Here is a 20478-nt window from a genome sequence, read left to right as displayed (position 1 = left end):
GGTCACTGCCCTTCGAGGACGTCGTGGAGGTCATAGGTGAGAGGGACCTCGAGCTGGTCGTAACCGCAGCTCTCCGGGTCCCGGTCGGGTCGCCACCGGAGAAACTTCACGGTGTGGCGGAACCGCTGGTTCTCCATCTGGTCGTAGGCGAACTCGGCGACCAGTTCGGGACGGATGGGGATCCACTCCCCCGACTGCTCCGAACGCCACCGCGTCGGCTCACCCGGCGATGCCTTCTCGGGGTCGAGGCGCATCGGTTCGAACATCTCCTGCAGCTCGACGCGTTTGGCGTCGGAGAACGCCCCCGCTCCCCCGACCATCCGCAACTCGCCGTCGTCGCCGTGCAGGCCGAGCAACATCGATCCGATGCCGGTGCCGGACTTGTGGATCCGATAACCGAAGATGACGCAGTCCGCCGTTCGCTTGTGCTTGATCTTGAGCATCTCGCGTTTGTTCTCGACGTATGCACCGGCGAGTCGCTTCGCGACCACCCCGTCGAGCCCCGCGCCCTCGAAGGCAGAGAACCAGTCCTCGGCGACCGACGGATCGGCCGTGACCCGGCTGACATGCATCCGGCGGTCCCGACCGCCCGGTCCGACCGCGCGCAGCAGCGCCTCCCGCCGCACCTCGAAGGGTTCGTCCTTCACGCTCGTCGTCTCCAGAGCCAGCGCGTCGAAACCGATGAAGATCGCCGGGGTCTTCTCGGCGAGCATGTTCACACGCGACTCGGCGGGATGAATTCGTTGCGCCAGCGAGTCCCAGTCCAGCCGGTGGGTGTCGCCGATGAGGGCGGGCACCCCGATCTCGCCGTCGAGGACCACCTTCTCGGGCAACTCCGCCTTGGCCGCGGCGACGATCTCGGGAAAGTACCGAGCCAGGTCCTTGCCGCCGCGTGAACCGATGGCGACCTCATCGCCGTCCCGGAAGATCAGCGCCCGGAAGCCATCCCACTTCGGTTCGTACGACCAGTCCGGCGACCCGTCGGGTTGCGGCGGCACACTGGTCACCGCCTTGGCCAGCATCGGCGCGACGGGCGGCATGACCGGGAGATCCATGGACGTCATCGTTCCTCACTTCTCGACGGGACCGCAACGCCCCGCGCCGCTGCGTCACCGGCGGCAGCATGTAGCGCCGGACCCCGGGACAGACCCGGCTCGACCCCGATTCTCATCGGTGTGGGCGGTAATCTCGACGCGATGTCGACACACGCACCCGCGGGCCGTTACGCGCCCTCCCCGTCGGGCGACCTCCACGTCGGCAATCTGCGTACCGCGGTCCTGGCATGGCTGTTCGCCCGGACGACCGGACGGCGCTTCCTCATCCGGATGGAAGACCTGGATCGAGCCGTCGCCGGGTCCGAGGCTCGTCAACTGGCCGATCTCGGCGCGCTGGGCGTCGACTGGGATCCGCCGGTGATCCGGCAGAGCGACCGTCGGGGCAGATACCGCGACATCATCGGCAGGCTGCACGACGAAGGCCGGACGTTCGAGTGCTTCTGCACCCGCCGCGAGATCCTCGAGGCCCCGTCCGCACCGCACGCGCCGCAGGGCGCCTATCCGGGGACGTGCCGCGATCTCACCGAGGCCCAGCGCACCGAACGACGCGCGCACCGGCCCCCGGCCATTCGCATCCGCGCCGACGCCGCCGAGTTCGAGGTCGACGATGTGCTGCACGGCGCCTACACCGGGGTGGTCGACGACTTCGTGATCCAACGCAACGACGGCACCCCGGCGTACAACCTGGCCGTCGTCGTCGACGATGCCGCCCAGGGCGTCGACCAGGTTGTGCGCGGTGACGACCTGCTGTCCTCGGCGCCGCGCCAGGCCTATCTGGCGACGCTGCTCGGATCTCCGCCGCCGACGTACGCGCACGTGCCGATGGTGCTCAACGCCGAGGGAGTCCGGCTCAGCAAACGCGACGGGGCCGTGACGCTCGCCGACCTCGCCGGCGAGGGTGTCCCGACGTCGACCGTACTTGCGCGCATCGCCCATTCACTCGGCCTGGGCGGCCGTACCGAAACGGTGGACCTCCCCCTGCTCGCCGACCGCTTCGATCCGGCCGCACTGCCGCGGCAACCGTGGATTCTCACGGACGACGAGTGGGTGTGAGACGCCACCCCGCTCCCTGAGGTGCGTGCGAAGCGAGCCTCGAAGGGCCCGCTACGCCGTCGTCGCGAGCAGGCGCTGGAGCACGTCGTTGATCGTGATCAACCCGATCGCGCGTCCGTCGTCGGTGACGAGCGCAAGGTGTGCACGCTGCTCGCGCATCGCGGTCAACGCCTCGTACACCGGCTTGTCCGCCTCGACGATCAGCACCGGACGCATGAGGTCCGCAGCGGTGGTCCCGGGCGGCGCGCTCAGGCTGTCGCGCACGTGCACGACACCGCGAACCGGCGAACCGGATGCGTTCTCACGCACCAGTAGTCGCAGGTGTCCCGACGTCCGGCCGGCGGTCTGGATCTCGCCTGCGTCGGCGGCCGGTCGGACGACACCGAGGTGATCGTTCGGCGTGACCACATCGCGGACGGTCAGTGACTCCAGTTCCAGTGCGCTGGTGAGGTGCGCGTGGTACCGCTCGTCCAGGGTCCCGACCGTTGCCGAATGCTCGACGAGATGGCGCAGCGCGTCACTGTCCTGTCCGGTGGCCACCTGATCGACGGGCTCGACGCCGACGCGCTTGAGACACCAGTTCGCCAGGTGGTTGAGCTGCACGATGAACGGCCTCGTCACCCACATGAACGCCCGCATCGGCAGTGCCAGCATGATCGCCGACCGCTCGGGGTGGGCGATGGCCCACGACTTGGGCGCCATCTCGCCGACGACGAGGTGCAGGAACGTCACGATGATCAGCGCCAGCACGAAGCCGACGACGTCGGCCGACCAGTACGGCAGGCCCCAGTCCACGAAGACCGGCGTGAGCCAGTGGTGCACAGCGGGTTTGGTGACCGAGCCGAGCGCCAGGGTGCACACCGTGATGCCCAGCTGGGACCCGGCCAGCAACACCGACAACTCGGAGGCGCTACGGAGCGCCGCGCGGGCGCTACCGCTCGACGCGGCAGCATCCTCGAGCCGGTGCCTGCGTGCGGCGATGAGAGCGAACTCGACGGCGACGAAGAACGCACTCGACGCGATGAGGACCACGGTCACGACCGCGACGATCCACGGGTTATCCACGGTCGTTCTCCTGTCCCTCGACGTTCTCCGCGAGGCTCGCGGCATCCCCGCCCTCGGTCACACTCATCGACAGCAGCGACGGGACACGCTTGTCCACCTCGAGCACCGTGGCACGCACCGTCCGCGGGGGTGCCTCGTCGTCGTCGAGCAGGGTCGCCGGATCGGGGTCGATGGTGATGGTCACCGTGTCCCCCACCTCCGGCAGACCGACGAACTCGGCGATGACCAGCCCGGCCATCGTCTCGTAATCACCTTCGGGCAGTTCCCAACCGATCGTGCGGGACACCTCGTCGACGTGCGCGTCGCCGCGGACACGCCACCCGTCGGCGGTCTCCTCGATCGCCGCCGAGGCCTCCGGATCGTGTTCGTCGTCGATCTCGCCGACGAGTTCCTCGGCGATGTCCTCCGCCGTCACGACGCCGGCGAACCCGCCGTATTCGTCGATGACGACCGCCATCTCGTCGTGCGCGTCCGCGAGGTTCTCCAACACCTCGGGCAGCGGCAGCGTCGAGGGCACCACCACGGCGCGGCGACACAGGTCGACCGCGGTGGCCGACGGATCGGCCTGTGGCGGTGTCTGTTCGAGGGCGTACGTCCACTCCAGCAGGTCTTGCAGGTGGATCACGCCCCGCACCTCGTCGTCTCCGCCGGCGAGCACGGGGTAGCGCGTGTGCCCGGTACTCATCAGCGTGAGCACCTCGCCGGCGGGCAGATCGGCGTCGACATGGTCGGTGTTGGGTCGCGCGATCATCGCGTGTTCGGCTGTCCGTGTGGGGAATTCCAGAACACGATCCAGTAGCACCGACAGTTCGTCTGGCAACTCCCCGGCATCGCGCGACTCGGCGACGATGTGCTCGAGGTCCCGTACCGATGCGGAGTGCTCGACGTCGTGCACCGGCTCGATGCGCAACGCCTTCAGCAACAGGTTGGACGCCTTGTCGAACAGCGCGATCAGCCAGCCGAAGACGGCGAGGTAGATCGTGGTGGATCGGGCCAACCACAGTGCGACCGGCTCGGGCCGCGCGATCGCGAGGTTCTTGGGGAACAGTTCGCCGAACACCATCTGCACCACGGTCGAGAACAGGATCGCGATGACCGTTCCGATGGCGACACCGACACCGACCGGGATGCCGACCTCGCCGAGCAGTTCGCCGACGCCGGAGCCGATCAGCGGTTCGGCTACGTAGCCGACGAGCAGGCCGGTGATGGTGATGCCGAGCTGGGCGCCGGAGAGCATGAAGGAGGTGCGGCGGGTGACGGTGAGCGCGCGTCTCGCAGCGGCGTCACCGGCCTCGGCGCGGGCTTTCAGGCGGGAACGGTCGACCGCCATGTAGCCGAATTCCTGAGCCACGAAGTAGCCGGTCAGGGCGGTGATCAGGAAGACCACCAGAATTCCGAGTCCGATCCCGAGGAGCGTCAGCATGCGACTGTCCCGAGGCCGGCGCCGGGCGGAATACCCGGGTTGATCGATTCACAACAGGGGGCCGACTGGTGTCGTCGTCGGCGTTTTCGGCGCTTTCCGCGTCTCATCGTCTCTCTCGCTGGTGCTCGACTGCTCATACCGGGTGCCGAGCGTCGGGGCGTATGCGTAAATGTCCGGTATGTCGACCCAACGTACCGAATGCCTGCCGGGTTCCGTGAGATGCCCGACAAGTTTGAGCCGCGGCCCGTTGCACCGCGAACCGGCCGCCACCCCGACCCGATGAGCCAGAAGTCACTGCGCGAGCAGGTCGCGGAGGCCGCTCGACGCCTCGCGGCCGAGGGACTGCTCATCGGGACGTCGGGCAACGTCTCCGCGCGATCGGGCGACCGGGTGGCCGTCACCGGCAGCGGCGTGGTGCTCGCGGATTGCTCCGACGACGAGGTCACCGAGGTGACCCTCACGGGTGACGTCCTGTCGGGAGACGTCACGCCGTCGTCCGAGCTCGGCCTGCATCTGAAGGTGTACGACCGGACCGACGCGCAGGCGGTGGTCCACACGCACGCACCCTTCAGCTCGGCGGTCGCCTGCGTCGACGGCCTGACGTCGCTTCCGGTTCTCCACTACCAACAGCTGGGCCTCGGCGGGGCCATACCCATCGCGCCCTATGCGACGTTCGGCAGTCCCGAACTGGCCGACGCCGTCGCCTCGGCGTTGGTCGGTTCACAGGCAGCACTCATGGCGAATCACGGTTCGGTGGCGCGGGGTTCCGGGCTCGCGCACGCAGTCGACAACGCGCTGCTGCTGGAATGGCTGGCCACGCTCTACCACCGGACCAGCAGCATGGGTCGCCCTCGCGTACTCACCGCTGACGAACAGGAAGCCGCGATCACCCAGGCGATCCGGTTGGATTACGGGAGCCCGAAGGAGAATCGAACGTGAACACCGAACTGCCGCAGTCGATGTCGATCGCCACCGTCGGCGTCCATGTGCTCGACATCCACGTCATCGGGATCGAGTCCATACCCAGTGGTTCCGACGGCGCGCTCGTGGAGAGCATCTCCTTCTCGGCCGCCGGCACCGCGGGTGGCACCGCCCTGGTGCTGAGCCGCCTCGGCGCCGCGGTCCGCACGTACGGTGCGATCGGCACCGACTCGATCGGCCGATCGCTGACCGATCTGCTGACGGCCGAGGGCGTCGACACCCGGGGGCTGGTTCCCAAGTCCGACATCCAGACCTCATCGTCGGTGATCCCGGTGCGTACCAACGGGGACCGTCCGGCCTGGCACTGCATCGGCGCCAACGCCGGATTCGGCCTCGACGACCTCGGGCCGGACGCGCTCGACGGGCTCGATCACCTCCACCTCGGAGGACCGGAGTTCCTCGGTGGACCGGTCGCGGGCGAGCTCCTCGGCAGAGCTCGCGACCGCGGCATCACAACGTCGGCCGACCTGCTCTCGGGCGGCGACGACCCCGGCCTTCTCGAGTGGATCGGCGAAGCCCTGCCGCACATCGACTACCTGCTGCCCAACGACGAGCAGGTCCGTGGCCTGACCGGTTCGGACGACCTCGAAGCGGGGGCGAGGTCGCTCTTGGAGCGCGGCGTCGGGTGTGTCGCGCTGACCCGGGGCGCCGACGGCGCGCTCGTCGTGACGGGCGACGAGGTGGTCGCGGTGCCCGCGTTCGCCGTCGACGTCGTCGATACGACGGGGTGCGGCGACTCGTTCTCCGCCGGGTTCATCACCGCCCGACATCGGGGGCTCGACCTCGCCGCCGCAGCCGAGTTCGGTTGTGCCGTCGCGGCGCACGTCGCACAAGGCATCGGCACCGCGGCGAACTCCTACGACCTCGCCACGGTCGAGGCGTTCGCGGAGGCCCATCGGTCGTCGTGAACTCGACGATCGGTGGCGCACCTGTGTGGTGGTGATGCTGACTGTCTCAGGGCCCGGTTTGGTGATGCTGACGTCGGGTACGCGACCACCGATCTGTTGTCGACGCAGGAGGTGGCCGCCATGGCCGAGGAGAACGTGCAGGGTTCCACGATCGTGATCGCCGGGGCGTCCAGCGGATTCGGGCGCGGCGCCGCGGTGAGGCTCGGCGAGCTCGGTGCCAACGTCGTCGTGGCCGCCCGTCGGGGTGAGGTGCTCGACGAGGTCGTCGGCGAGATCACCGGCAAGGGTGGCTCCGCGATCGCGGTGACCACCGATGTCAGCGATCCGCGCGCCGTGAGTCACCTCGCTGCGGCGGCACTCGAGCACTTCGGGGCCATCGACGTGTGGGTCAACAACGTCGGTGTGGGTACTGTCGGTTACTTCTGGGACATTCCGGTCGAAGACCACGCCCGCATCGTCGACGTCAACCTCAAGGGGTTGATCTACGGTGCACACGCGGCGCTTCGGGTGTTCCGGGCTCAGGGTCGGGGCACGCTGGTGAACGTCGGGTCGGTCGACTCCGAGGTTCCGCTCGCCTTGCAGAACACCTACGCGGCAACCAAAGCCGCGGTCCGCAGTCTTGGCCACTCCCTGACCGAGGAGTTGCGGATGTCCGGCGACGACGCCATCCGGGTCGGCACCATCCTGCCGTGGGCGGTGGACACACCGTGGTGGACCCATGCCGCCAACTACACCGGCCACGAACCGCGCATGGCCGCGATGGACGACCCGCAGATCGTCGTCGACGCTATCGTCGCCGCGTGCACCGACCCGAAACTCGATCAGCCGGTCGGTTACAAGGCCAAGGCCGCCAGTGCTTCTCATACCGTGATGCCGGGTATCACCGAGCGGTTCTCGGCGGCGGTCGTGAAGTCGGAGACCGAGAAGGGTGCACCCGTGAAGGCTCACTCCGGAGCCATCCACGACCCGAATCCGGACAGCACCGGGGTCTCCGGCGGAATCCGCGAGCGGATGGTCGCCGAGGACGCTCGCTGAGATCGCCTGTCAGCCGCGCGTGTTCGCGTAGTAGCGGCGCAGGAACTCGTCGCGGTACTCGGTGTACGTACCGTTCTCGATGGCTTCGCGGGCACGGTCGACAAGGGTCACGATGAAGGACACGTTGTGCAGCGTCGCGAGGGTCGGGCCGAGCCCCTCCTTCGCCTTGAAGAGGTGGTGCAGGTACGCGCGGCTGTACTGCGACGAGTAGTTCTCGACCTCGGGATCGAGCGGCCGGAAGTCGCTGCGGTACTTCGCGTTCGTGACGTTGTACCTGCCGTCGAGGGAGTAGATCGCGCCGTTGCGCGCCACGCGTGTCGGTGACACGCAGTCGAAGGTGTCGACGCCGTTCTCGATGGCGGTGAAGATGTCGTCGGGTTCGCTGATCCCGAGCAGGTGCTTCGGCGCGTCCTCGGGCAGTTCGTCGTTCACCCATCCGACGATCGTGCCGAGGTTGTCCTTCTCGAGTGCGCCGCCGATGCCGTAGCCGCCGAACCCCTTGCCGCCGGCGGCACGATCGGCCTCGCTCAGCGCAACCAGATCCCGCGCGGCCTTGCGCCGCAGGTCCTCGTACTGGGCGCCCTGGATCACACCCCACAGCGCCTGCTGCGGGCGGTGCGCACGCTCGACACTCAGCCGATTGTGTTCCGCGAGACAGCGAATCGCCCAGAGCCGAGTGCGTTCCAGCGAATTCTCCTGGTACGCGCGGGTGTTCATGAGGGTGGTCAGCTCGTCAAAGGCGAAGATGATGTCGGCGCCGAGTTGATGCTGGATCTGCATCGACACCTCGGGCGTGAACCGGTGCGCCGACCCGTCGAGGTGGGACTTGAAGGTGACCCCGTCGTCGTCGACGCGCGACAGGCGTTCCTTGCCGTTCGCGGTGAGGTCGTCGTCGGGGGTGCCGGTGGCCTCCATCGAGATGACCTTCTTGAAGCCCGCTCCGAGCGACATCACCTGGAATCCGCCGCTGTCGGTGTAGGTGGGGCCCCGCCAGTTCATGAAGGCACCCAGCCCGCCCGCGGCGTCGATGATCTCCGGCCCGGGCTGCAGGTAGAGGTGGTAGGCGTTGGCGAGTACCGCCTGGGCACCCAACGCGGCCACGGACTCGGGCAGCACCGTCTTGACCGTGGCCTTGGTACCGACCGGAACAAAGGCCGGCGTATGGATCTGCCCGTGCGGGGTGGTGATGATCCCCGTGCGTCCGCGGGTACCCGCCAGGGTGGTGCCGACGGTGTATGCGGGGTCGGCGACTTCGGTTCCGGTACTGCTCACCCGGAGCATCTTCCCAGGTCGAGGCGTGCCACCCAAACCGGCGCCCGGTCCAGCGTTCGCTACGGTGGTGAACCATGTCGCGCAGAACTCACTCACCCGTTGCCGCAGCGATCCGACTCCGCCGTTCGATGCGGCTCGCCGGAGCGGTTCTCGGCGTCTCGGTGGCGATGATGATGCTGGCCGCATGCGGCGAGGAGCAGGACGTCACCGCGACGTCCTCGGCCCCGACCTCCGCCGCGTCGAGCGAGACCGCCTCGGACGGGCCCGCGACCTCTCCCCCGGTGGTCCCCGGCCGCAAACCGGTGTCGACGGGCACGTCCAGCGCCGTCGAATCCGACGACACGGACACCGCCTGTGGAACCATTCCCGGTCCAGACGGCTCGCTGCGGGTGATGATCCTCGCCGGGGACGTGGCCTGCGACTCGGCGACGAGCATCGCCACCCAGTACGGACCGAAGATCGCATCGGGTCAACAGCAGTCGGTGGCCGGCTGGACCTGCGCGCCGTCGCAGGTCGAAGGAATTCTTGCCGCATGCCAGAAAGGCACAGCGGTCATCGGTTTCGCACCCTGATTTCGGGTTTGTGATCGAGGCGCCCTGGCCAGCTCGGGTTACCAGAAAGAGCGCAATCCCGGGCAGTGGACGGTGTGCATCCGCTATCAGCGGTTTGTCACCTCTCTGTTCGACATGTTCCGAAGACGAAACCGCTTGGCCCTTTACCTAAGTCGACGATTTTCCTTCTGTCTGCCTGCGTCTCATCTCAGCTCAGTGGGCAGCCGGTCGTTGCTTTGGTGCGGTTTCCGCCTGTTCCGCGTGCCGTGAATCGCGGTAGGCCTTCACGCCGAGGTGTGAGGCTGCGATCACGATCGCGCCCACCGTCATGGGGGCGCCGCCGACCATCAGCAGCCCCCAGAACCCGGTCCAATGCCCAAGCCCGTAGACGGTCAGACCCGCCAGTACCGCAATTGCAAGCCACGATACCCACCAGCGCATAACCAGGGCGGCAAAAAGTGGTGCGGCACTGAGCAAGACACCGAGAGTCACAGGAGGCCACACTCCATAGGCCGACCACACCGGGTCATCGCAGGTAGCGTCGGCGCGAGCATCAGGCTCATCCAACTCGCCGATCTTGCCGCACGACATCGACGACCATCCAGCAGGTTCGAAAGCGTTCCACACCGCGAACGTCAGGCCAAGCACTCCCAAGACCACCCATGCCGCCCGCACCCACTTCATGGGCCGCACGCTACCTGCTCATAACAGTCCTCTGGAGCGTCCGATGCTGCCGACGGCCTGATCGTTCGCCGTCAACCAATGTTGACGGATCGCGCGAACGCAGGCACGCTGTGTTGCATGAGGACTGGACTAGACGGCGGCGGCAACGAGACACCGATCGAGCAACTCGCCCGGGTCGCAGATTGGCGACGGGAGATTGCTCGCGAGGAGGAAGTCGCGGTGCGGCGGGCACGCCTGGCAGGGCTGTCGTGGGCAGAGATCGGCACCCTCCTCGGAACAACCAAGCAAGCAATGCACAAGAAGTACCGCCGGGTCGGTTGAGAATCGACCCACCGGACTCAGCCGCTGTTGGCTACGGCTTCGCCCCCGGCGGTGTGCCGACGATCTACCGTTTTGAAGACTTCCCAGGGGTGGTCGTATCTTCTGTGTTCGTCGGAACCTGATCGCTGTTCTCCCGCTTGAGCGGTAGCCATGTTGCGAGGGTCTGTCCCAAGGTCTGGACCAGCTCGGCACCGAATACGCACAGCGTCTTTTCCCACGGGTGCCCGAATGTGCCGGTGCTGAAGTCGGGACGGGCGAAGATGTAGTAGTCCCCGTTCGGGCACACGGTCACCGGCCACTCGGTGTCGAACGTCTCGGCGTGTACCGCGGCATCGAGCCGATAGCCGGGATGCTGCCAGTCGAGCACGATCCAGCCGGGATCGTCGAACACGCTGACGAAGCAGCGCTGAGCCTCAGCGTTGATTGCATCAAAATGTGCGCTCCAGACGCCGGGCAAGCCCTCCGAAACAGACAGATCGAAGGTTACTGACGGAGTCGGATCAACTACTGCGGGCCAGTCTTTCGGGTAAACGCTCGGGCGGAATGATTGGAACCGGTCGATGAAGAGATCCCACGCGAGATTCTCCTCATCGCGAGGCAGATAGGTCCACCCTGGTGGCAGCGGGTTCCCATGGTCGAGGGTCCAACGCATCATCAGAACATCGTCGCAGAGCAGTCATCAATGGCCGTGGTCGTAGCGCGTGGGAGTTTTCGACGGGCCCGCCGAACCGAACCGTCGCGTCCGCGGTGACATCGATTCCGGAGTCGTCCTGGGCGGGGCGCTGTCATGTAGCTCAACACCGACCGTGGCGGGGCAGCAACCGAAAGCGACAGACAAGGCGGGTGCGATCGTCGGCACAACCGTTGGCCCCGCCACAGAACAACCTTTCGTACCACCCTTGACCCTCACGCGACGTGAGGCAGCAGGGTTGTCGTTGTGAGCGAGGAAAAGCACACTTCGAAGATGGACACCCGGGAGCTGACTGTCGGTGTCGTCGCCGGCATGGTCGGCGTCAGCATCCGCACGTTGCATCACTACGACCAGATCGGTCTGGTGGTCCCGTCGGGTCGGACGAACGCCGGCTACCGCGTGTACGACGACTCCGACGTCGAACGTCTCCATCAGGTTCTCACCTATCGAGAGCTGGGCTTCTCCCTCGAGCAGATCGCGACCCTGCTCGACGACCCCGAGGCGGACCCGCTGAGTCATCTACAGACCCAGCGGGCGCTCCTCACCGACCGGATCGATCGCTTGCTCCGAATGGTCGCAGCACTGGAGGAGATGATGAACGCCAAGAACGAGGGCATCTCGCTGTCGGCGGCCGAGCAGGCCGAGATCTTCGGGGACGACTGGCCGGGCGAGGAGTACGCCGCCGAAGCCGAGGAGCGCTGGGGCAACACCGAGGCGTGGGCGCAGAGCCAGAAGCGAACTGCCCAGTACTCCAAGGAGGACTGGCAGCAGATCAAGGACGAGACCGACGACCTCGAGCGGCGCCTCGCCGAGGCCATGCGCCGCGCGGTGACACCCGGTTCCGCGGAGGCCAACGCCCTCGCCGAGGAGCATCGGGCGCAGATCGGTCGCTTCTACGACTGCGACCACGACATGCAGGTGTGCCTGGCCGACATGTACGTCGCCGATCCGCGCTTCACCGAACACTACGACACCCACGCCCCCGGGCTGGCCGTGTACCTGCAGGAGGTGATCCGCGCCAACGCCGACCAGCGTCGATGATGATCGTCATCGACGCCCGCCCTCGTCGGTGGTGCATTAGATTTGCTCTACATGACCACTGACGAGGGCGTTCACAACCAATCGGGTGGCGCTCGCGCCACGACCAACATCGGCGACGCGATGTCGTTGCGGACCGTCTTCACCCGGACGGGCGAGGCGACCGAACTCCCCAAGTTCTCGCTGAGCGACTCGATGTTGTTGCCGGAGACGGCTTATCAGATCGTCCACGACGAGGCGATGCTCGACGGCAACGCGCGGCTGAATCTGGCGACGTTCGTCTCGACGTGGATGGACGGCGAGGCGCAGAAGCTGTACGCCGAGACCGTCGACAAAAACATGATCGACAAGGACGAGTACCCGCAGACCGCGGCGATCGAGGATCGCTGCTGGCGCATCCTCGCCGATCTGTGGCACAACCCCGACGTCGAGAACGCGATCGGCACCTCGACCATCGGTTCGTCCGAGGCGTGCATGCTCGGCGGACTGGCCCTCAAGCGGCATTGGCAGACGCGGCGCCGTGCCGACGGCAAGTCGACGGAGAGCCCCAACATCGTGCTGTCCACCGCGGTCCAGGTGTGCTGGGAGAAGTTCTGCAACTACTTCGAGGTCGAACCGCGCTGGGTGCCGATCAGTCCCGACCACCTCGTGCTCGACGGCCACGAACTCGAGAAGTATGTGGACGAGAACACCATCGGCGTCGTCGCCATCATGGGGCAGACCTACACCGGCATGTACGAGCCGGTGACGGCGATCGCGGCGAAGCTCGACGAGATCCAGGCCGACACCGGGCTCGACGTGAAGATCCACATCGACGGCGCCTCGGGGGCGATGATCGCACCCTTCTGCCAGCCAGATCTGGAGTGGGACTTCCGGGTTGACCGCGTCGTCTCGATCAACACCTCCGGCCACAAGTACGGCCTCGTCTACCCCGGCGTCGGCTGGATCGTCTGGCGCGACACCGAGGCACTGCCGGAGAGCATGGTGTTCCACTGCTCCTACCTCGGCGGCGACATGCCTACGCTCGCACTCAACTTCTCGCGGCCCGGCGCGCAGGTTCTGCTGCAGTACTACATGTTCCTGCGGCTGGGTCGCGACGGCTTCACCCAGGTCCAACAGGGCTCACTCGATGTCGCGCAATGGCTTTCATCGCAGATCGCGCAGATCGACGGCCTGGAGCTCGTCAGCAAGGGCGATACGATCCCGGTCTTCGCCTGGAGGCTGACGGCCGGACACACCGAGAACTGGAACCTCTACGACCTGTCCGACCGCTTGCGCATGAAGGGCTGGCTGGTTCCCGCCTACCCGATGGCCGACGACCTCGCCGACCTCACGGTGCAGCGAATCGTCGTGCGCGCCGGGCTGAGTCACGATCTCGCGCGAGCCCTCATCGCCGACATCAAGGCCGAGGTCGAGTTCCTGGACCGACTGGAGAGCCCGATGCCCCGCGAAGGCGACGGGTCACACTTCCACCACTGAGCGCTAGCCCAGCAACGCCTGCGCCACGCGCTCGAGTGCTGCGACGCGACTCCCCTTGACCAGTACCGCGGCACCGTCGCCGAGTCCGGCGAGTTCGGCCACCGCCGCATCGACGTCGGCCGCGTGCCTGGCCGTCTCGCCGTAGGTGGACTCCGCGACCGCGATGACCTCGATGCCCAGGTCGCGGGCCTCGAGTGCGATGGCCTCGTGCTGGGCGGGTGAGTCGGCGCCGAGTTCGGCCATCGTGCCGAGCACGGCCACCCGACGGGATGCGGGCAGCGCGGCCAACGACCGCAGGGCTGCCGACATCGAGGTGGGGTTCGCGTTGTAGGCGTCGTTGAGGACCGTGACACCCTGCGACGACGTCGCGAGTTCCATTCGCAGACCGGACAATTCAGCGGCGGTCATCCCTGCGGCGATGGCCTCGACCGGCACCCCGAGCCCACCACCGGCTGCGGCCGTCGCGAGCGCGTTGGGTACCTGGTGTTCGCCGCGCGCGCCGAGGCGGACGTCGGTGGAACCCCACGGGGTGTGCAGGCGGAACGAAGCGCGCAACTCGTCGTCGACGACGATGTCCGACGCGTAGACGTCGGCATCCGGCGACAGCCCGTACCTCAGCACCCGTGCGGAGGTGCGGTCGGCCATCGCCGCGACATAGCGGTGGTCGGCGTTGAGCACGGCGATCCCGTCGGACGGAAGAGATTCGACCAGTTCGCCTTTCGCCCTGGCCACCGACTCGATGTCACCGAAGAGCTCCAGGTGCACACCCTCCACCCGGGTGATGACCCCTACCGTCGGACTCGCGATGGAGCACAGCAGCTCGATGTGGCCGATGCCGCGGGCACCCATCTCCAGGACCACGGCCTCCACGTCGTCGGCCGCGGCGGCCAGGGTGATCGGCAACCCGAGCTCGTTGTTGAACGACTTCTCGCTCGCCGCGGTGCGGTAGGTCGTGGCCAGCACCCCGGCCAGCAGGTCCTTGGTCGACGTCTTGCCCACCGACCCGGTCACCCCGACCACGCGGTCGGGGATCCGGCGCCGCACCGCACGCCCCAGGTCGGCCAGGGCCAGCGCGGTGTCGGCAACGCGGATCGCCGTCCCGCCGGCCGGCTCGGCATGTGTGGTGAAGTACGCCGTGGCGCCGCCCGCGAGGGCGGCCGGGATGAAGTCGTGCCCATCGCGCTCGGCCACGATCGGCACGAACAGCTGACCTGGCCGGATACTCCGCGAGTCGATGCTCGCGCCGTCGATCTCCACATCGGGTCCGATGAGCTGCCCGCCCACCGCGGCCGCGACCTCGCTCGCTCTGAAATGCACGGTCTCACGCTAGCCGAAGCGCCATACACGCAGAGAACCCGTTTGCCCCGGCCCGTATCGTGACAGGCATGTCTTCACGGCTGCTGCGTCTGGTGGTTCTCTACGGCGGCGTCTCCGCCGAGCACGATGTGTCCCGGGTCACCGCAGCGCACGTTCTCGCAGCCGCCGACCGCACCAAGTACGACCTGGTGCCCATCGGCATCGCCAAGGACGGCACCTGGCTGCGCAACGACAAGGCGATCGCCGCGATCGACGACGGCACGCCGCTGCCCGACAGCCTCGAGATCGCCGGGACGCAGGTCGAGCCGCTGGCCGAACTGCGCGGTCACGCCGATGAGGCCGTCACCGTCGTGCTGCCGCTGCTGCACGGTCCGCACGGCGAGGACGGCACCATCCAGGGGATGCTGGAGCTGTTCAAGCTGCCGTACGTGGGCGCCGGAGTATTGTCGTCGGCCGTCTGCATGGACAAGGCCATGGCGAAGATCGTCGCAGCTCAGGCGGGCATCCCGCAGTGCCGTTGGGTGGAGTTCCGCGACGGCGTCGACGATCCGGAGACGATCACGAAGCGGGCCGTCGACGAACTCGGACTGCCGGTGTTCGTCAAACCCGCGAACCTGGGCTCGTCGGTCGGCATCACCAAGGCCCACGACGCTTCCGAACTCGATTCCGCGATCGACCTCGCCCTGCGCTACGACAACGTCGTCATCATCGAGGAGGCGGTGACCGGCCGCGAGATCGAGGTGGCGGTCCTCGGTGACACCGCGCCCGAGACCTCGGTGCCCGGCGAGATCCAGCCCGGCAGCGATTTCTACGACTACGAGGACAAGTACGTCACCGGTGCCGCCCGGCTCGTGATCCCGGCTCCGGTGTCCGACGCCGCGGCTGCCGAGGTCCGTGAGCTCGCCGCCCGCACGTTCACGGCGATGCGGTGCAGCGGCATGGCGCGAGTCGACTTCTTCTACGAGGAGTCGGGCCGCGGGTGGCTGCTCAACGAGGTCAACACCATCCCCGGCTTCACCCCGGGCTCGATGTACCCCAAGCTCTGGGAGGCCACCGGGGTGGCCTACCCGGATCTCATCGACCAGCTGGTCACGTTCGCGCTCGAGGTGCATCGTCGACGCGTCGGGTTCTCCACCGAACACTGAGCTCTCCCTCGAACACCGAGGCTCTCCATCGAACACCGAGCCGCCTGCGGTCGGCGGGTTGTAGCATCGCAACCGTGACCGACTCCCAGGCTGCCCGGGCGCTGCGAGTGCTGGTCTATTCCGACGACGCGCAGACCCGCGCGCAAGTGATCGGGGCTCTCGGCACCCACCCCGATCCGGCGATCCCACCCGTCAGCTTCATCGAGGTCGCCACGGCCCCAATGGTCTTCGCCCAGCTCGACGCGGGCGTCATCGACGCCGTGATCGCCGACGGGGAGGCATCGCCCGCGGGCGGGATGGGCGTCGCGAAGCAGATGAAGGACGAACTCGACCCCAGTCCCCCGGTGCTGGTCCTGCTCGGACGTGCCGACGACCGGTGGCTCGCGGACTGGTCTCGCGCCGACGCCGTGGCCGTCCTGCCGGTCGATCCGATCGCCCTGCCCCGCGCGTTCGTCGAGATGATGACGGGAAACGCCGAACTCTAGAAAACAGTGACTCGCGCCGCACACTCACCTAGGCTTGTGTTGTAGCTCACAGTCGTACTGGCGGACCAGAACGTCCAGCCGCGCGACGAGGACGAACACCCGAGCCGGCAGCACCGACCAGATGCGACCCGGCCGCCACAAGCGAGGAGGGGTCCGCGCTTTGAACGCCTACGTGCCGATCATGGTCCTCGGAGCAGTCGGCGTGGCGTTTGCCGTTTTCAGCGTCTTCATCGGTATCGCGATCGGACCAAAACGGTACAACCGCGCCAAACTCGAGCCCTACGAGTGCGGCATCGAGCCGGTCGAACAGAGCCTGCTCTATCCGGCCGCGGTCTCCGGTGCCGGCGGTGCGGTGTCGGTCGGTTCGGTCCAACGCGTGCCGGTGAAGTACTACCTCACCGCGATGCTCTTCATCATCTTCGACATCGAGATCGTCTTCCTCTACCCGTGGGCCGTCGCCTTCGACTCCCTCGGGTGGTTCGGCCTCATGGCCATGCTCTTGTTCATCGTCAATGTCTCCGTCGCTTACGCCTACGAATGGCGTCGCGGTGGACTGAGTTGGGACTGAGAGCTTTTCCACGGATCAATGCGGCCAGGAGGTCACTCATGGGACTCGAGGAACGACTCCCCAGCGGATTCCTGCTGAGCACCGTCGAAGATCTGGCCGGTTTCATGCGCAAGGGATCCCTGTGGCCCGCGACCTTCGGACTCGCCTGCTGTGCGATCGAGATGATGGCCACCACCTCCGGGCGGTACGACCTCGCACGCTTCGGTATGGAGGCCTTTCGCGCCTCGCCCCGGCAGGCCGACCTGATGATCGTCGCCGGCCGGGTGAGTCAGAAGATGGCACCGGTGCTGCGGCAGATCTACGACCAGATGCCCGAACCCAAATGGGTTCTCGCGATGGGGGTCTGCGCGTCGTCGGGCGGGATGTTCAACAACTACGCCATCGTCCAGGGCGTCGACCACGTCGTTCCTGTCGACATCTACCTGCCGGGCTGCCCCCCGCGTCCGGAGATGCTCCTGCACGCGATCCTCAAGCTGCACGAGAAGATCCAGGAGATGCCGCTCGGGGTGAATCGCGAGGAGGCCATCTGGGCGGCCGAGCGCGCCGCATTGCAGGCGACCCCGACCATCGAGTTGAAGGGCCTGCTGCGATGACGACTCCCGCAGGACACCAGGACCCCGAGAACCCCCCACCCTCTCCCCGGGATGGGGAGGTGATCGGTGTCCGGCACGGACTCTTCGGCCCACCGGGTTCCGGCGACACCTCCGGTTACGGCGGGTTGGTTCGGCCGGTCACGTTGCCGCCCAGCTCGTCTCGGCCCTACGGCGGCTACTTCGACGACGTCGCCGATGAGCTGGCAGCCGAACTCGGCGACCTCTACGACGCCGCGGTCGAGAAGGTGGTCGTCTTCCGCGAGGAAATGACCCTCCACGTCGCCCGGGAACATCTCGCGACGGTCGCGCTCACGCTGCGCAACGCCCCCGGTCTGCGTTTCGAGCTGTGCCTGGGCGTCAACGGAGTCCACTACCCCGACGACGTCGGACGCGAGCTGCACGCTGTGTATCCCCTCGCATCGCTGACGCACGGCCGGCGGGCACGACTCGAGGTGGCCGCCCCCGACGCCGACCCGCACATCCCCAGCATCTGCGACATCTACCCCACCAACGACTGGCACGAGCGCGAGACCTACGACTTCTTCGGCATCGTCTTCGACGGCCACCGGTCGCTCACGCGGATCGAGATGCCCGACGACTGGGAGGGGCATCCGCAGCGGAAGGACTATCCGCTCGGCGGTGTCCCCGTCGAGTACAAGGGGACGCGCATCGATCCGCCGGACCGCAGGAGGTCGTACAACTGATGACCGACACGCACACCCGCACCTACACGGTCTCCGGGCAGGACTGGGATTCGATCGTCTCCGACGTCCGCACCCGTGCCGAACAGCAACCCGGCGACGAACGCATCGTCGTCAACATGGGCCCGCAACACCCGTCGACGCACGGCGTGTTGCGCCTCATCCTCGAGATCGAGGGCGAGACGGTCACCGAGGCGCGGTGCGGAATCGGCTACCTGCACACCGGGATCGAGAAAAATCTCGAATACCGCAACTGGACCCAGGGCGTCACCTTCGTGACCCGGATGGACTACCTCTCACCGTTTTTCAACGAGACGGCCTACTGCCTCGGGGTCGAGAAGCTGCTGGGCATCACCGACGACATCCCCGAACGCGCAACCGTGATCCGGGTGATGCTCATGGAGCTCAACCGGATCTCCAGCCACCTGGTCGCGCTGGCGACCGGTGGAATGGAGCTCGGCGCGGTGACCGCGATGTTCCTCGGGTTCCGGGAACGCGAGATGATCCTCGACCTCTTCGAGCTGATCACGGGTCTCCGGATGAACCACGCGTTCATCCGGCCCGGCGGTATCGCGCAGGACCTGCCGGAGGGTGGCGCCGAGCGGGTGGCCGAGGTCATCGGCCTCCTGCCCGGCCGACTCGACGAGCTGGGTGATCTGCTCAACGACAACTACATCTGGAAGGCACGGACGCAGGGTGTGGGTTACCTCGACCTCACCGGATGTATGGCGCTGGGGATCACCGGGCCCGTGCTGCGATCCACCGGATATCCGCACGACCTCCGCAGAGCCCAACCCTATTGTGGCTACGAAGATTACGACTTCGAGGTCATCACCGAGGACACCTGCGACTCCTACGGCCGGTACCTCATCCGCGTTCGGGAGATGCGCGAGTCCATCCGCATCGTCGAACAGTGCCTGGAACGGTTGCGTCCCGGCCCGGTCATGGTCGCCGACCGCAAGCTCGCCTGGCCCGCCGACCTGGCGCTCGGCCCCGACGGTCTGGGCAACTCGCCCGAGCACATCGCGAAGATCATGGGCACCTCCATGGAGGAGCTGATCCACCACTTCAAGCTCGTCACCGAAGGCATGCGGGTCCCGGCCGGCCAGTGCTACGTCGCCGTCGAATCGCCTCGTGGCGAACTCGGTGTCCACATGGTCAGCGACGGCGGGACGAGGCCGTACCGCGTCCACTTCCGCGACCCGTCGTTCACCAATCTGCAAGCGGTGGCGGCGATGTGCGAGGGCGGAATGGTCGCCGACGTGATCACCGCCGTCGCGAGTATCGACCCCGTGATGGGAGGCGTGGACCGATGACCGATCCCGTGTTCGTGGACCTGTCCACCTCGCCGCCACCGGAGGGTTCGCTGCCGACGACGGCCTCCCCCGCGCCGACGATCACCTTCGACGGCCCCGCCGCCTATCCCGGCGACGTCACCGAACGACTCGCCGCCGACGCGGCCCCCATCATCGCGCGGTACCCGCAGGCGCGGTCGGCGCTGCTCCCGCTCCTCCACCTGGTGCAGGCCCAAGACGGGTTCCTGACCCGCGCCGGGATCGACTTCTGCTCCCGACAGCTGGGTTTGACACCCGCACAGGTCAGTTCGGTCGCGACGTTCTACTCGATGTACCGCCGGACCCCCACCGGCGAGTACCTGGTAGGTGTCTGCACCAACACGCTGTGCGCGACCCTCGGTGGCGACGAGATCCTCCGGCGGGTCTGCGACCACCTCGGCGTCGCGCCCGGAGACACCACCGCGGACCGGCGGATCACAGTCGAACACGTCGAGTGCAACGCGGCCTGCGACTTCGCGCCCGTGGTGATGGTCAACTGGGAGTTCTTCGACGACCAGACACCCGACTCGACGGTCGAACTCATCGAGGACCTGCGGGCCGGCGTCACCGTCACCCCGGCCCGCAGGTCCTCGATGAGTTCGACCGTCGAGTCGGGTGTCTGGTCGTCGAAGAACTCCCAGTTGACCATCACCACGGGCGCGAAGTCGCAGGCCGCGTTGCACTCGACGTGTTCGACTGTGATCCGCCGGTCCGCGGTGGTGTCTCCGGGCGCGACGCCGAGGTGGTCGCAGACCCGCCGGAGGATCTCGTCGCCACCG

The 20478-nt window shown here is 67.2% G+C and carries 21 protein-coding genes and 2 pseudogenes; 15 read left to right on the top strand and 8 right to left on the bottom strand.

The features are described 5' to 3' along the window. Positions 1–2 precede the first annotated feature (2 nt). Positions 3–1055 carry an ATP-dependent DNA ligase gene (locus MAY35_RS18785; protein WP_238422871.1) on the bottom strand — a complete coding sequence of 351 codons (1053 nt, stop codon included), beginning with the start codon at positions 1053–1055 and terminating at the stop codon, positions 3–5. 141 nt (positions 1056–1196) lie between these two features. On the opposite strand from MAY35_RS18785, the gene gluQRS reads away from it, so the two are divergent. Beyond that, positions 1197–2108 carry a tRNA glutamyl-Q(34) synthetase GluQRS gene (gene gluQRS / locus MAY35_RS18780; protein ID WP_238422803.1) on the top strand — a complete coding sequence of 304 codons (912 nt, stop codon included), beginning with the start codon at positions 1197–1199 and terminating at the stop codon, positions 2106–2108. Positions 2109–2159: 51 nt separating this feature from the next. Here gluQRS and MAY35_RS18775 read toward each other — a convergent pair whose 3' ends face one another. Both MAY35_RS18775 and MAY35_RS18770 read right to left on the bottom strand, forming a co-directional pair. Next, entirely contained in the window at positions 2160–3173 is a 1014-nt protein-coding gene (locus MAY35_RS18775; RefSeq protein ID WP_238422802.1) for a hemolysin family protein, read from the bottom strand. After that, positions 3166–4596, bottom strand: coding sequence for a hemolysin family protein (locus MAY35_RS18770; protein WP_238422801.1), 1431 nt, complete (start codon positions 4594–4596; stop codon positions 3166–3168). Before MAY35_RS18770 ends, MAY35_RS18775 begins: the two co-directional genes overlap by 8 nt. 279 nt (positions 4597–4875) lie before the next feature. Between MAY35_RS18770 and MAY35_RS18765 the strand changes: the two genes are divergently transcribed. From MAY35_RS18765 to MAY35_RS18755, 3 genes are all read left to right on the top strand, one after another. Then, positions 4876–5535, top strand: coding sequence for a class II aldolase/adducin family protein (locus MAY35_RS18765; protein ID WP_238422800.1), 660 nt, complete (start codon positions 4876–4878; stop codon positions 5533–5535). Positions 5536–5555: 20 nt separating this feature from the next. After that, a complete protein-coding gene (locus tag MAY35_RS18760) occupies positions 5556–6485 on the top strand; it encodes a carbohydrate kinase family protein (protein WP_238422870.1) in 930 nt (309 codons plus the stop codon). A gap of 120 nt (positions 6486–6605) precedes the next feature. Further along, on the top strand, positions 6606–7520 hold the full coding sequence (locus MAY35_RS18755) for an SDR family oxidoreductase (RefSeq protein WP_238422799.1): 915 nt from the start codon (positions 6606–6608) through the stop codon (positions 7518–7520). A 9-nt stretch (positions 7521–7529) separates the two neighbouring features. On the opposite strand, the gene tgt is transcribed toward MAY35_RS18755, so the two are convergent. Continuing rightward, a complete protein-coding gene (gene tgt / locus MAY35_RS18750) occupies positions 7530–8801 on the bottom strand; it encodes a tRNA guanosine(34) transglycosylase Tgt (protein WP_238422798.1) in 1272 nt (423 codons plus the stop codon). Between the two features lie 65 nt (positions 8802–8866). On the opposite strand from tgt, the gene MAY35_RS18745 reads away from it, so the two are divergent. Then, positions 8867–9364 carry a hypothetical protein gene (locus MAY35_RS18745; RefSeq protein ID WP_238422797.1) on the top strand — a complete coding sequence of 166 codons (498 nt, stop codon included), beginning with the start codon at positions 8867–8869 and terminating at the stop codon, positions 9362–9364. 192 nt (positions 9365–9556) lie between these two features. Here MAY35_RS18745 and MAY35_RS18740 read toward each other — a convergent pair whose 3' ends face one another. Beyond that, positions 9557–10027, bottom strand: coding sequence for a hypothetical protein (locus tag MAY35_RS18740; RefSeq protein ID WP_238422796.1), 471 nt, complete (start codon positions 10025–10027; stop codon positions 9557–9559). 117 nt (positions 10028–10144) lie between these two features. On the opposite strand from MAY35_RS18740, the gene MAY35_RS18735 reads away from it, so the two are divergent. Continuing rightward, positions 10145–10348, top strand: a complete 204-nt coding sequence (locus MAY35_RS18735; RefSeq protein ID WP_238422795.1) for a hypothetical protein — start codon at positions 10145–10147, stop codon at positions 10346–10348. A 64-nt stretch (positions 10349–10412) separates the two neighbouring features. Here MAY35_RS18735 and MAY35_RS18730 read toward each other — a convergent pair whose 3' ends face one another. After that, positions 10413–11003: a DUF2716 domain-containing protein gene (locus MAY35_RS18730; RefSeq protein ID WP_238422794.1), complete on the bottom strand. Its 591-nt coding sequence runs from the start codon at positions 11001–11003 to the stop codon at positions 10413–10415. A 309-nt stretch (positions 11004–11312) separates the two neighbouring features. Between MAY35_RS18730 and MAY35_RS18725 the strand changes: the two genes are divergently transcribed. Continuing rightward, a complete protein-coding gene (locus MAY35_RS18725; RefSeq protein WP_238422793.1) occupies positions 11313–12080 on the top strand; it encodes a MerR family transcriptional regulator in 768 nt (255 codons plus the stop codon). A gap of 51 nt (positions 12081–12131) precedes the next feature. Continuing rightward, positions 12132–13556: a glutamate decarboxylase gene (locus MAY35_RS18720; protein ID WP_238422792.1), complete on the top strand. Its 1425-nt coding sequence runs from the start codon at positions 12132–12134 to the stop codon at positions 13554–13556. Positions 13557–13559: 3 nt separating this feature from the next. On the opposite strand, the gene murF is transcribed toward MAY35_RS18720, so the two are convergent. Then, on the bottom strand, positions 13560–14873 hold the full coding sequence (gene murF, locus MAY35_RS18715) for a UDP-N-acetylmuramoyl-tripeptide--D-alanyl-D-alanine ligase (protein ID WP_238422791.1): 1314 nt from the start codon (positions 14871–14873) through the stop codon (positions 13560–13562). Between the two features lie 68 nt (positions 14874–14941). Here murF and MAY35_RS18710 point away from each other — a divergent pair, with 68 nt between their 5' ends. The 7 genes and pseudogenes from MAY35_RS18710 to MAY35_RS18680 form a co-directional block, all read left to right on the top strand. Then, a complete protein-coding gene (locus tag MAY35_RS18710) occupies positions 14942–16018 on the top strand; it encodes a D-alanine--D-alanine ligase family protein (protein WP_238422790.1) in 1077 nt (358 codons plus the stop codon). A 74-nt stretch (positions 16019–16092) separates the two neighbouring features. After that, positions 16093–16503, top strand: a complete 411-nt coding sequence (locus tag MAY35_RS18705; RefSeq protein ID WP_238422789.1) for a hypothetical protein — start codon at positions 16093–16095, stop codon at positions 16501–16503. A 160-nt stretch (positions 16504–16663) separates the two neighbouring features. After that, positions 16664–17071 carry an NADH-quinone oxidoreductase subunit A gene (locus tag MAY35_RS18700; RefSeq protein WP_238422788.1) on the top strand — a complete coding sequence of 136 codons (408 nt, stop codon included), beginning with the start codon at positions 16664–16666 and terminating at the stop codon, positions 17069–17071. Positions 17072–17109: 38 nt separating this feature from the next. Then, a complete protein-coding gene (locus MAY35_RS18695) occupies positions 17110–17664 on the top strand; it encodes an NADH-quinone oxidoreductase subunit B family protein (protein ID WP_004021558.1) in 555 nt (184 codons plus the stop codon). After that, positions 17661–18368: an NADH-quinone oxidoreductase subunit C gene (locus MAY35_RS18690; RefSeq protein ID WP_238422787.1), complete on the top strand. Its 708-nt coding sequence runs from the start codon at positions 17661–17663 to the stop codon at positions 18366–18368. Before MAY35_RS18695 ends, MAY35_RS18690 begins: the two co-directional genes overlap by 4 nt. Beyond that, a complete protein-coding gene (gene nuoD / locus MAY35_RS18685) occupies positions 18368–19681 on the top strand; it encodes an NADH dehydrogenase (quinone) subunit D (RefSeq protein WP_238422786.1) in 1314 nt (437 codons plus the stop codon). Before MAY35_RS18690 ends, nuoD begins: the two co-directional genes overlap by 1 nt. After that, positions 19678–20283: pseudogene (locus MAY35_RS18680) on the top strand (NADH-quinone oxidoreductase subunit NuoE); the annotation flags it as partial. The gene nuoD and the pseudogene MAY35_RS18680, both read left to right, overlap by 4 nt. Before the next feature lie 59 nt (positions 20284–20342). On the opposite strand, the pseudogene MAY35_RS18675 reads toward MAY35_RS18680, so the two are convergent. Beyond that, positions 20343–20465, bottom strand: a pseudogene (locus MAY35_RS18675) (NAD(P)H-dependent oxidoreductase subunit E); the annotation flags it as partial. Between the last annotated feature and the right edge of the window lie 13 nt (positions 20466–20478).

Origin of the sequence: Gordonia sp. 'Campus', assembly GCF_022206305.1 — a bacterium.
In the GTDB taxonomy this organism is placed as follows: domain Bacteria; phylum Actinomycetota; class Actinomycetes; order Mycobacteriales; family Mycobacteriaceae; genus Gordonia.
Note: the sequence above shows the minus strand (reverse complement) of the source record. Positions and strands in the feature narration are given on the sequence as shown.

What these genes read in the sequence shown, in the direction of transcription:
- tgt (WP_238422798.1), bottom strand. Translation starts at nt 8,801, where the DNA reads ATGCTCCGGGTGAGCAGTACCGGAACCGAAGTCGCCGACCCCGCATAC.
- MAY35_RS18760 (WP_238422870.1), top strand. Translation starts at nt 5,556, where the DNA reads ATGTCGATCGCCACCGTCGGCGTCCATGTGCTCGACATCCACGTCATC.
- MAY35_RS18735 (WP_238422795.1), top strand. Translation starts at nt 10,145, where the DNA reads ATGAGGACTGGACTAGACGGCGGCGGCAACGAGACACCGATCGAGCAA.
- MAY35_RS18770 (WP_238422801.1), bottom strand. Translation starts at nt 4,596, where the DNA reads ATGCTGACGCTCCTCGGGATCGGACTCGGAATTCTGGTGGTCTTCCTG.
- MAY35_RS18745 (WP_238422797.1), top strand. Translation starts at nt 8,867, where the DNA reads ATGTCGCGCAGAACTCACTCACCCGTTGCCGCAGCGATCCGACTCCGC.
- MAY35_RS18720 (WP_238422792.1), top strand. Translation starts at nt 12,132, where the DNA reads ATGACCACTGACGAGGGCGTTCACAACCAATCGGGTGGCGCTCGCGCC.
- MAY35_RS18785 (WP_238422871.1), bottom strand. Translation starts at nt 1,055, where the DNA reads ATGGATCTCCCGGTCATGCCGCCCGTCGCGCCGATGCTGGCCAAGGCG.
- MAY35_RS18695 (WP_004021558.1), top strand. Translation starts at nt 17,110, where the DNA reads ATGGGACTCGAGGAACGACTCCCCAGCGGATTCCTGCTGAGCACCGTC.
- MAY35_RS18710 (WP_238422790.1), top strand. Translation starts at nt 14,942, where the DNA reads ATGTCTTCACGGCTGCTGCGTCTGGTGGTTCTCTACGGCGGCGTCTCC.
- MAY35_RS18725 (WP_238422793.1), top strand. Translation starts at nt 11,313, where the DNA reads ATGGACACCCGGGAGCTGACTGTCGGTGTCGTCGCCGGCATGGTCGGC.
- MAY35_RS18755 (WP_238422799.1), top strand. Translation starts at nt 6,606, where the DNA reads ATGGCCGAGGAGAACGTGCAGGGTTCCACGATCGTGATCGCCGGGGCG.
- gluQRS (WP_238422803.1), top strand. Translation starts at nt 1,197, where the DNA reads ATGTCGACACACGCACCCGCGGGCCGTTACGCGCCCTCCCCGTCGGGC.
- MAY35_RS18740 (WP_238422796.1), bottom strand. Translation starts at nt 10,027, where the DNA reads ATGAAGTGGGTGCGGGCGGCATGGGTGGTCTTGGGAGTGCTTGGCCTG.
- MAY35_RS18765 (WP_238422800.1), top strand. Translation starts at nt 4,876, where the DNA reads ATGAGCCAGAAGTCACTGCGCGAGCAGGTCGCGGAGGCCGCTCGACGC.
- MAY35_RS18730 (WP_238422794.1), bottom strand. Translation starts at nt 11,003, where the DNA reads ATGATGCGTTGGACCCTCGACCATGGGAACCCGCTGCCACCAGGGTGG.
- MAY35_RS18690 (WP_238422787.1), top strand. Translation starts at nt 17,661, where the DNA reads ATGACGACTCCCGCAGGACACCAGGACCCCGAGAACCCCCCACCCTCT.
- nuoD (WP_238422786.1), top strand. Translation starts at nt 18,368, where the DNA reads ATGACCGACACGCACACCCGCACCTACACGGTCTCCGGGCAGGACTGG.